The sequence below is a fragment of the Niabella soli DSM 19437 genome, from assembly GCF_000243115.2.
Taxonomy (GTDB): Bacteria; Bacteroidota; Bacteroidia; order Chitinophagales; family Chitinophagaceae; genus Niabella; species Niabella soli.
This window is the reverse complement of record NZ_CP007035.1, coordinates 4,453,627-4,464,938: the sequence shown is the minus strand read 5'-3', so window position 1 is coordinate 4,464,938 and position 11,312 is coordinate 4,453,627. Positions and strand designations below refer to the sequence as shown.

6 protein-coding genes are annotated in these 11,312 nt (G+C 46.0%); all 6 read right to left on the bottom strand.

The window, feature by feature from the left end; all coding sequences use genetic code 11:
- Positions 1–145: 145 nt before the first annotated feature.
- The 6 genes from NIASO_RS18640 to NIASO_RS18615 all read right to left on the bottom strand — a co-directional run bounded on the left by NIASO_RS18640 (position 146) and on the right by NIASO_RS18615 (position 11,279).
- Positions 146–1,984: a sialidase/neuraminidase family protein gene (locus tag NIASO_RS18640; RefSeq protein WP_025299144.1), complete on the bottom strand. Its 1,839-nt coding sequence runs from the start codon at positions 1,982–1,984 to the stop codon at positions 146–148.
- A gap of 85 nt (positions 1,985–2,069) precedes the next feature.
- Complete coding sequence (locus NIASO_RS18635; protein ID WP_025299143.1) at positions 2,070–2,996, bottom strand: glycoside hydrolase family 43 protein; 927 nt, start codon at positions 2,994–2,996, stop codon at positions 2,070–2,072.
- Positions 2,997–3,155: 159 nt separating this feature from the next.
- Positions 3,156–4,544: a glycoside hydrolase family 140 protein gene (locus NIASO_RS18630; protein WP_008588565.1), complete on the bottom strand. Its 1,389-nt coding sequence runs from the start codon at positions 4,542–4,544 to the stop codon at positions 3,156–3,158.
- Between the two features lie 249 nt (positions 4,545–4,793).
- Positions 4,794–6,857 (bottom strand): RagB/SusD family nutrient uptake outer membrane protein, encoded by a 2,064-nt coding sequence (locus tag NIASO_RS18625; protein WP_008588563.1) that lies wholly within the window; start codon positions 6,855–6,857, stop codon positions 4,794–4,796.
- 24 nt (positions 6,858–6,881) lie between these two features.
- Positions 6,882–10,070 carry a SusC/RagA family TonB-linked outer membrane protein gene (locus NIASO_RS18620; RefSeq protein WP_008588561.1) on the bottom strand — a complete coding sequence of 1,063 codons (3,189 nt, stop codon included), beginning with the start codon at positions 10,068–10,070 and terminating at the stop codon, positions 6,882–6,884.
- A 186-nt stretch (positions 10,071–10,256) separates the two neighbouring features.
- Positions 10,257–11,279, bottom strand: a complete 1,023-nt coding sequence (locus NIASO_RS18615) for a LacI family DNA-binding transcriptional regulator (protein WP_008588560.1) — start codon at positions 11,277–11,279, stop codon at positions 10,257–10,259.
- Between the last annotated feature and the right edge of the window lie 33 nt (positions 11,280–11,312).

The following is an 11,312-nucleotide window of genomic DNA, read 5'->3' as shown; positions in this document are numbered from 1 at the left end:
CCACCTCCACCCTCATAAAAATCAATTGCAAGTTTTAACAATATGCGACAACCGGGAAACGGGAAAAATCACTTTACCAGAGCACGAGATTTCTCCTCGTCCTTCTGCGAAGGGCTCATCGAAATGACGAAATAACCGTCTTTTTTTATTTTGCTTCGGCACTGAAATAACGCAGGCTATAGCCTGCCTCTTTGGCTTTTGCCCCGGCATTTTGCAGGTCATAATCCTGATCGGTAGGCGTATCTGCATCAGGAAACCTGCGCACACTACCGGTCCGGAACGTTACATGATGAATTTTGTGTACCGGGGCAAAGAAAATACCGTTCAGGGGTTTGGAATCATTGACCGATATGGTATAGAATCTTTTTGCTGCATCAACCTCGATAACAAACCTGTAATTTTTTCCTGCTTCGTATTTTGTGATCGAGCGGTCCCGGTATCCTGCTTTCGTAATAATTGACCCTGTTGAATCAAATGAAATCCGCACGCAGGGCGTATTGCGGGCATCCTGCAGCTCAATATCCAGCCGGCCATTTGCTGTCTGCGCCGGAGTTATATCAAATGCAATTTTCATTGCCGGTGATTCCGGAACCACCCGCTCCGCTTTTGCATAGTCGAACGGATCCCAATCCCTAAGATTCAGTACTTTTTTCCCGTTCACGGTTTTTATGGCAACGGGCGCCCAAAGCGGACTGTAGGTATTCCAGTTGATTAATTCAGTATCCGGTTTCAGTTGTGAAAAATCGTCATTCACATTACCGGATACTTCACTTCGCACGGGAACCGGAATGGAGGCCACCCAAATATCTTCCTTGTTCATACTATATCCTACCCAGATCTTTCCATCGGGCCCCTGGCCGTTGATCTCCTGTATCCCTCTCACATACTGCGGACCATAACTTTTATAAGCGCCACCGTACCGCATCGAGGTGATTTCCCCGTTTACCAAGAGCAGGTTTTTATACTCCAGCCCGTTATTGCTTACAGACAATGCGAGCGGCCACCGGAATTCCGAGGGATTATATACTGTTACATACTTGTTGTCGCTGGTTTTTTGTCCCCATATTTTTGCGTTCGAATTCACAAAGCCTGGCGCTCTCAGCGGATTATATTTCCAGGTTTTCCCATTATCACCCGAAATACTGGTCAATGCATTTTTCCAGAGTCCTACCACCCGCCCGTCGGGCAAATGATAATAGGAAAATGCTTTCAGTTCTCTCTTCAGTGGTATCAACGGATCATTCCGGTCCGCTTCTTCTACCATCTGCTGCATTAATAAGGGGTTAGATAGAATTTCCTCGCAGGCTGCCTGTAGGCCTTTATCTTTTGCGTGTTTATAAAACGGGTAATTTGTATTCTGTTCACTGAACCGGTGGTTGTATCTTAAAAAATAGATGGGGCCAAAGCTGCCGTCTTTTTTTATTTCACGGATCACCCGGCCCACGCCGTTGCCATCATTCGGATCATCATGCGGGCCCAGGGCAATTCCATAAAACCCCAATGCAAACAAGCGCTTTTCTTTTGAAATATAAAACCCGATCCGCTGGTGCATTACGGCGTAGCTGTTATGCGTTACCTCACTGCGTCCTTCCTTTGTAAAGCCGTCCGGCAATTTATATTCCGGAAAAAGGGCTACAGGATCCGACCATTGATATCCGTCTTTGGAAGTTACCAGGAAAGTAGCCCCCGGCGCTATATGCTCCCCTATGGGATCGCTCAGGAAATGAAGATAAAAGTTGTTGTTCCAGTATACCAGCATGGGCTGGTGATTATAGGTCCAGTTGAGGCCACCCGCCCATTCCGGATGCTCCCGGTTGGCCCGGAACACCTGTATATTATGCACCCCGACGGCGGGCGTCAATTGCCCGTGGTGATAATCGACGTTGGATAAAGTTTCGCCAGTGTAGCGCACTGTATCCTGCTGGGCGTGCAGCACACCTGTATAAAAAAACAAGCCGCATACTATACTCAATGTTCTTTTCATCTTACTGTGTTTCAGATCATGGTTCATAGCTTATAGTTCATGGGCGATTTTCATTTGAAAGATACCATGACCTATGAACCATTAGCTATGACCTATTTGCTGTTTTTAATTGTTTTATTAATCGCTTCACCACCTGCTTCTTCACGGGAACGATCGTTCCGTGCTTATGGCCCTGGGGCACGCTGATCCTGCTGTTGGCATTTTCAAAATGAATAAAATCTTTGGTGCCGGATGCTTCATAGGTCTTTTTCCGGTACGCATCATAATAGATCAGCCATTGATCTTTTGCTTTAACCGTTGTGGGTCCTTCTGTATATTTTTCCGTAAAGGCTTTTGATATATTCCGCCAGGGGCCCAGCGGGCTGTTACTAAATGCCACTTTAATATCCAGTTCGTTCCGCGTATTATCTTTTAAAACCAGAATATAATCATTCTTAGCCCTCCGGACAATTTCGGCATCAATGACACTGAATTTCGGATCCAGGAATAATCTTGCCGGCGTAAAGGTTTCAAAGTCTTTGGTAGTGGTCACATACATCCGGTGGTTATTGCGCTCCTCTTCCAGTCCCCGTTCAAAGCGGCCAGGTATCGTGCTGGCCCATATGATAATATATTGTTTGCGGGGCGCATCATAAAATAGTTCAGGAGCCCAAACGTTTACCGTTGTCGGTTCATGCTCCATTACCGGTATAAATTTCTCTTCGCTCCAATGTATCAGGTCTTTTGAAGAAGCGTATCCAAACCCCTTATCATCGCGCCAACTGCTGGTCCATACCAGATGAAAGGTTCCATCTGGTCCCTGAACCATTGAAGGATCGCGCATTACTTTTTGATTACCCACTCCGGGTTTCAGGAAAACGGTATTAAAATCTTCCCAGCGGTAGCCGTCATAACTGTACAACATCCTTAATCCGGCATCTGCCGGCTCATGAAAGGAGGTGAATAAATAAGCCCTGCTGGAACAGGAGCTCATGACAATGGTTATTAAAAGTATAGCCAGAATCTTTTTCAATTTATTCTTTTGTATTTGTATTGAGTTAAACAATTGTGACAATCAGCCATTTCTCCGCCCGCTGCTAATGACATATCTTTTAAAGTCATTAAAAAACGAAATTTCTCTTCATCCTCCTTCGGCGGACTCATCGAAACGACGGCGGGTTCTAAACAATGATTATTTTTCCAACACCAAAACCCGGTCTGTTCCATCCACATTCTCTTTCGCCGCAGGGGGGTCAAATTGCACGACCCCCTTTGTCCGGTTCAGTTGCGCCGGTATATATTTTCCGCTCGCAGGAATATACCATTTCGCTTTCGCGGGTTTAAATCCGAGCTTCGCCAGATCCATCCTGAACGGCTTCCCCGTATACGAATAGGCCATTGCATATCCTTTACCTTTTGTGGCCAGTATATAATCGTATTTTGTTTGATTATTATTTACGATCAACTCCTGGGCGGGCACGCGGCTGAAGTAATCATGGGATAACAGCAGCTCCTTTACAAACCGCATCTGTGTGGCGCCTGCGGCGGTCAATTCATCCTGCCAGTTTTCTCTTACCCCGAAACTGCCGGCACCCTCTTTAATAGTATGAAACTGCATTACGGCATTATCGCCGTAGGTGAAACCAGCCGCGCCGGCAAATACACTCCAGTAAGCATAGCGTCTTATGGCTGCCGCGTCCCATCTGGGTTGCAGACTGTCATGCAGTCCATAGGGAATATGTTCATAAGAAGGCTCTCCATCCAAAACAGGTTTGGTGGGCGCCAACGACCAATCGAGTTTTATATATCTCCAGTTATCTTCACCAAACCGGTGTTTTTCCTGCAAGCTGGTATCCTGGGCATAGGTCCGGTGGCCGCTTTGCGCCATATTAAAATCAAGCCAGGGTTGCTTTTGAAACCAGTCTGATGATGTATAGCGTCCGCGTGGATGAAATGTAACCAGATGCGCCGGGTCGTATTTCTTTAAGGTTGTTCCGATGGCATTCCATACCTCCATATGTTCATCCCCCGGTATATCGCCCCCATTCATCCAGATGATATTAGTATATTTCTTAAAGCGGCCTGCCAGGAACCGGGCATACGCTTTTGCCTGCTCCACGCTTACTTTTCCGCCTTTTACGTCGCTGCCCCATACCGGAACCAATGCCATATAGATCCCTCTTTTTGAGGCTTCGCTGATAATAAATTCAACATGATCCCAGAAGTCGTATTGCGTGCTATCCCCGAAGTCTGCACCATTGGTTACTACCGGTTTTGAAACATCACCGTTTGCCACGGCAAAATCGCTGTAAACATTTTTAGCGGTTACCGTATGCAGCACCATTACCTGGATCACATTAAACCCCTGTTGTTTCCGTATATCCAGATAATGCAGCGCTTCCTGGCGGTTGCATTTTACAAACAGGAGCCAACCGGTATCGCCCAGCCAAAAAAAGGGTTTGCCGTCGGCCGTCTGAAAATAATGCCGGTTGGCTGCTACCTGCACCGGCAGCCCTTGCTGCGCCCGAACCGCAACCGAAAAAAAGAAACATAAAAAGACTATCGCAAGGGATCGTTTCATAATAGTAGTAAAATCGAAGGTTCTGTTTATTTTAAATATCAGTAATATGAATACTTCCGGATAGTTTGTATGGGACAAACCAATGCCGGCCTATGGGCGCTTGCCTAAGATAAAACGAAAGCCAGGGAAAACAGCCGTATCAACAATTATTTCCATTAATTTAACCGTTTTCTCCATCCTGCTTATCACTCCAAAAAAGCTATCCGCACTCCGTTCAAATTGCACGGGCACGGACAGCTTGTCTACTGTTTAATATCCATTGTTCCCAAACTGATCTGCATTGTTGATCTGGTTCAGGAAAGCAAATGGAATGGGGCGGTTATAATGCTTGGCGGCAACAAAATTTGCAAAAGCGGTCCTGTTGTAATTCTGCAGCCGGGTCTCAAATGCTTTATTGCGTTTTAAAAGTGCCCAACGGTTATATTCACCGCAGAGTTCACGGGCATATTCATCAAAAACATCGTTCATGGTTGCTGTTGCCAGTTGCATACCGGTGCCGGTGTTGAAGTCTGCAGCGTTCCGGCAGGCGCGTTTACGCAATACATTCAGATAGTTGGCGGCAGCGGCCCCGTCATTATTTACGTGCAAGGTTGCTTCGGCAGCAATGAGGTATACTTCGGCCATCCGCATAATCATGATGTTTCCCAGCTTTTGCTGAAAATTACCCCCCAGCCATCCGCCGTCGAAATTGTGGTTAAACTTCATCATAGCAGGGAACAGGTTGGCCAGGCTTGCTGAAGGGAATCCGTTAGTGGTGGTAACACTTTTATAAGTACTCCCTGTTGGATCTGCGGACAGGTCAAACAGGTCATTAATATTCACGGTAACATACCTGCGGGTCTTTTTGTCGGCAGCCGTCAGCGGGTCTTTGCTCAAATAAGCGAAAAACCGGTCTTCGTCAGGAGCCAGCGGATAAGGATGCACATTGGCATTTGGGATGGTAGACAGATCTGAAGTGGCGCCGGCATGCGCTCCTTTATTCCAGATCATCGGGATGTATTGCCAGGTGGCATTTTTGGATGCATTACGGGTATTTACGTCCGCATAGGGATAGATCTTTTCTCCTACATGTGCCGCATCAATGCCATACTTTGTACACATGGCAGCGGTAAGCGTAACCGTGGCGGCATTGTAGGTCACATTTGCCGGAGAAGGAACGCCGGTACCCAAACTTGTAATGGCCTGTACACCGGAATAATTAGCAAATGCCGTAACAAATGTATTCTCCCATCTTTTATCATATTGAGCATTAAAACAGTCTACCAGGTATTTCGTGGGAGCGATGAATTGCTGGTTCAGGCGCCCGTAGTAGGCGTTTGAGGTATTGGAGTTTACGCTTCTTTTAAAAACGTCGGAAGTTCCAAATGCATCATCCAGCTTGGGATAATAATGGAGGTAAATATTGGGTTTGGAGTTGCCTGTAAAATAATCATAAGAGGCGTCATACGGATCCAACCCATAGGCGGTAAACAAAGCCTCTGCATTTTTCCGGTTGTTGGCTGCCGCAAACACCATTGAAAAATCATTGTATAAAGTAGCGTTGTAAGCGCCGGCGTTATTGATGAGGCTGTCGGCCACTTCTTTGGCGCGCACCCAATACGATTTTCCATTTTCATTCAACCCCTCACCGGCTCCTTGCGCATATACACGGGCCAAAAGACCGAATGCCGCTTTTTTGGTAACCCGCGCTGCATTGCCTCCATAAGGGGTTACCGGAAGATCCTGAAAAGCGGTTCTCAAATCGGAAACGATCTGGGCATAAATTTCAGCGATATCATTCCGTTTGGGGTTGGGATCTTTAACAGGACTATCAACCAGGATTAAAGGAACCTTTCCGAATTGCGCGACCAGTACAGAATAATAATAGGCCCTTAAAAGTTTCGCCTCTGCCGTCAACACTTTAATATCCTCAGCATTTCCATCTGTCAATTGCGGTACGAGCTGAATTGTTTTATTGCAGTCTTTTATGGATCCCCAGGCATAATCCCATACATTCCTTACGATACCGGAATTGGTTGTAAATTCTTCGTAAGCCAACAGATCCTTGTACTGATTATGGTTTCCGTAAGGAAAGGTCCACAGATCGGTACCGGCTTCAGATACGATACCGTAAGGCATGCCGATCAGCGATCCCCAGAGGCCGGTATAACAGTTCGACTGATAGGCTTTCCAGCCATCGAAGTTGCGCAGTACATTATCTTCAGATAAAGCAGAAGGGTTGTATTCCTTTAAACTGCATGAGGACGTATACACTGCTAAAAGCAGTACCCACCCGTATTTATAGCTTACTCTTTTTATAAAATTAGTTTTCATGTGTTTTTTTTAATAATTCAACGATTAAAATGTCACGTTCAATCCTACTACCACCTGCTTAGTCAGCGGATAGCTGAGCGCCCCGTTCATTTCAGGGTCATATTGCTTCAATAAAGGGCTTTTTGCCAGGACCAGCGGATTGGTGATCGTGCCATATAAACGAAACTTCTGAAGCGCGAATTTTTTCACCAGATTTGCCGGCAGGGTATACCCCACGGTGATGTTCTTAATTTTAAAGAAAGAACCATCAACATAAGTGAGGCCTGAAAAACCTGTCATCGTAGAACTCGTCGATAAATAATTCATAACCGGGAAATCATTGGATGGATTTTCCGGTGTCCAGTAGTTAAAATATTCCGGAATGGTTCTTGAAGGGCTTGCATTGGTGGCAAAGCCATTGGGTTGATACCATCCGAGCATATTGTAGTTGATCATCTGTCCCCAGCGGAAATAAGCATACACGGTCAGATCAATATTCTTGTATTTGAACCCGTTTTGAAACCCAAGCGACCAATCTGGCGAGTTGTGGCCCAGCACCTGGTAATCATTGGCACTGTAAGTATACTTTGAGCTGGCGGCGGTAAGACCGGAACTGTATTGCTGCGCCGCTGTAAGATCAGTATAGTAATAGTTTTTTGTGCCATCAGCAGCCGTTTTCATGTATACTCCATTATCCAGGCGCGTCATGCCGGGAACGTCTACTTTGAGATCGCCCGGGCGCTTTCCAAACACGGCGGCATCGCTTTCTTCTCCTATCTGCCAAACGCCATCCAGCTTATAATTCCGGAAGGAATTCACCGGCTGGCCAATTGTAAGGGCGTATACATCATTGGTGATGTTATTGGCAACGCCACCGATCAGCTTAAGGATTTTTTCTTTATTATAGGCAAATGCTGCAGAAGAGGTCCATTCAAAATTCTTTTTAACGATGTTCCGGGTATTCACGGACAGCTCCAGGCCTTGGTTCAGGGTCTGGCATATATTAAGATAGGTCTGGTATTGGGTACCGGGCTTATACGTTCCGTAGATTATGGGAGAAGGAACATTCCAGATAACGCCGTTGGTTTTTGTGTTATAAAGATCCAGTGCCAGATCAATACGATTCTTCAAAAGCGTAGCATCCACACCAATATTGGTGTTGTACGATTTTTCCCATCCTAAATTAGGGTTGGTAATAAATGGTGAACTGCGATAAATGGGTTGCGCTACACCGCCTAATGACATATTGCTGCTCTCAAGGGTATTGACAGAACTATATGCATCGATCTTAGCCGTTCCCGTAACGCCCCAGCCTACCCGTAATTTAAGATTGTCCAGCCAATCCTTCGTACCTTCCATAAACGGCTCTTCGGAGATCCTCCAGCCCGCAGCCGCTGCAGGAAAATTATCCCACTGATTGGTTACATACAAAGCTGAAGCCCCGTCGCGACGAACGGAAGCTGATAAAAGATATTTTCCTAAATAAGAATAATTGATACGGCCAACAAAACCAAGGGTTTTTGACATATTGTAAGAAGACCAGGATGTTGTATTGACATCGCCTCTGAAATTGTACCACTTAAAATTATTGGACAGTATATTACTCTGATTCATTATAGTAAACGTGTTTTTGTTATCATACCAGGAGCTTACTCCGGTAAGGGTAAAATCATGATCGTTTGCTACTTTGAAATTATAAGTCAGGATATTTTCCCATTGATAGCCCAATGACCGGTTCTGGGTAATCTGTGCCTTAGCGATGCCGGCATTCCCGTAGGTATAATTTACCGAACCAATACCGTCGAACTGGTAGTTATTGGAATACGTAAGCCAGGTACCCACACGAGAGATAAAGCTTAAGCCTTTTATGGGCCTGATCTCCAGGTAGGGATTTACAAAAAGCTTCAGGTTGTTGTCCACGTTGGCATATACCCCCGGTTGATAGTTGAGTAAAAGATTGTATACGTTATTCCCAAGGTTTGTATTTAAGGTACCGTCGTCATTGTAAGGTTTTACAAGAGGATCGGTTACCAGGGCGTTTTCCAGTTTGTCCTGGGCTTTATCCCTGTCTACATAAGACGCCTGAACCGTGCTTCCGATCGTGATCCAGTCTCTTACCTTATGATCGATCCGCATGCTTGTGGAGAAGAGCTTATATTCATCGCCCCTGTACTGGCCTTTTTCATCCGTATAGTTAAAAGAAGCGTAAGCTTTGGTTTTCTCCGTTCCTCCGGAAACGCTCAAGCTATAATTTTGAGTGGCTGCATTTTTTTGCAGAAATTCATCCGCCCAGTTTACAAAATTGCCCGTCTTAAAAATAGCATACCGGTCGGTGCCAAAGATCTTTTCATCATCTGCCGGCGATTGCCAGAGCGCCCCGGTGGTGGTCCACTTGTTATTAGTTGCATCCCATACATATTTATAAGCATCCCGTTTGGTTTGCAGATAGGCATCGCCCGTACGCATTTTTGGTGTAACCGACCAGCCATTATAACCATAATAGGTATTGAAATCAACATTTATTTTTCCGGCCTTACCTTTTTTTGTTGTGATGATAATCACCCCATTTGATCCGGCAGAACCATACACCGCAGTTGATGAGGCATCTTTCAATATTTCTATGGATTCAATATCATAGGAGTTTAAGGTAGCATAGTCGCCCGGTAAGCCATCGATTATAAACAGGGGGGTACCACTGGCGGTAAAGGACCGGTTACCCCGCAACTGCATGTTCACTCCCGCTCCGGCCTGACCTGAGGAGCGGGTGATATCCAGACCCGCTACCCTTCCCTGCAATGACTCCATGGGATTGGGGCCGGGCCGGGCAGTAATCTCCGCGCTTTTTACCGACACCACGGCACCCGTCAGGTCGCGTTTTTTTACTGTCCCGTAGCCGATCACCACCACATCGTCGAGGTTACTGGCAACACTGCTTAACGCGATAGAGAGTTCGGTCTGATCTTTTATGGTAACGTCCTGCGAAGCATACCCTGAATAGCTGACCGTCACGACCATTCCGGGCCGTGCTTCGTTGATGGTAAAACTTCCATCCGCCCCTACCAGCAGGGCGCGGTTGGTCCCTTTGATCACGACTGTTGCATTTGCTAGTGGCAGCCCGGTAGCTTTATCTGTGACAGTACCGTTAATAACGCGTGTTTGCGCATAAACGGCAGTTGTGCACCAGGTACAAAACACTGCAAGTAAAGCAAGTCTGAAAATGAGTTTTGGATTCATGTGCTTGTTATTTTTATACTATTATGGCAATTGGCCTTTTTGGGTTCATTATCAGGGATAACCGACCCAGACCTTTTCTAAATACTTTATGATGACAATCGCTCTTTCTATTCCGAACGATCAGGATACCAGTTTTACAGACTGGCAGTTACTATGAAAACGTTTACATTTTATTTCAAAAAAAAATCAACTTCCCGTTCCGCAGGATTTGCGAACCATTAACTGTGTATTTACAATATGACTCACCGGCGGACGCTGTGGCTCCTCAATTCTTTTAAACAATAATTCAATGGCCTGGTGGCCAATTTCATATCCGAACTGTTTAACAGCAGTAACGGCGGGGTTTAAGGAATTGGCCCAATACACGTCATCAAAACCTACCATTGCAATCTCTTGCGGTATTTTAATGGCATGGCCATGCAATACCTCCAGCACCCCAAGTGTAAGGAGATTGTTCCCCGTAAAAATGGCGGTGGGTCTTTTTTTCATTTTTAATACCTGGAGCGCCAGTTCCACGCCGCTTTCGTAATTGGAATGTTTGCTGATGATCAGCCCTTCATCTACCCGCAATTTATATTGCTGATGCGCGGCCTTATATCCTGCAATGCGCTCATGCGAAGTAGGGATCTGCAGGTCCCCGGCAATATGGGCAATCCGCTTATGTCCCAGTTTAATAAGATGCTCGGTTGCGGCAAAAGCGCCCGTTTCATTATCAGATTTGACTACATCGCTTTTGAGATTTTTTAACCCGCGATCGATACAGACAACGGGAAACCCATCCCGGATCAGGCCTTCAACATATTTTTCTGTGCGGGGTGTGGTTGCCACGATGCAGCCGTCCACCGATTCACTTCTTAAAGTATCTATATAGATCCTTTCTCTTTGGGCATCCTGGGAAAAGTTTCCGATAATAATGGTGGCCCCATGGGCCGATGCATAGGACTCGATCCCGCTGATAATATCGATATAATAAGGGTTCTGAATATCCGGTATCAGCAGGCCAATGAGCTTCCGGGACCGGTGTGTACTGCGGAGTCGTTGCGCAGCCCGGTTCGGCCGGTAGCCCAGTTTTTTGATGGCGCTGTTCACCGCAAGGCGGGTTGCTTCCTTTACAACCGTTTCCCCGTTAATCACCCGGGAAACCGTTGCGATAGAAACGCCTGCGCTACGCGCCACTTCTTTTAAACCTGACTTGATATTAGCGGCCATTAAAAAGCATTCGTTAAAATGTAAACGTTTTCA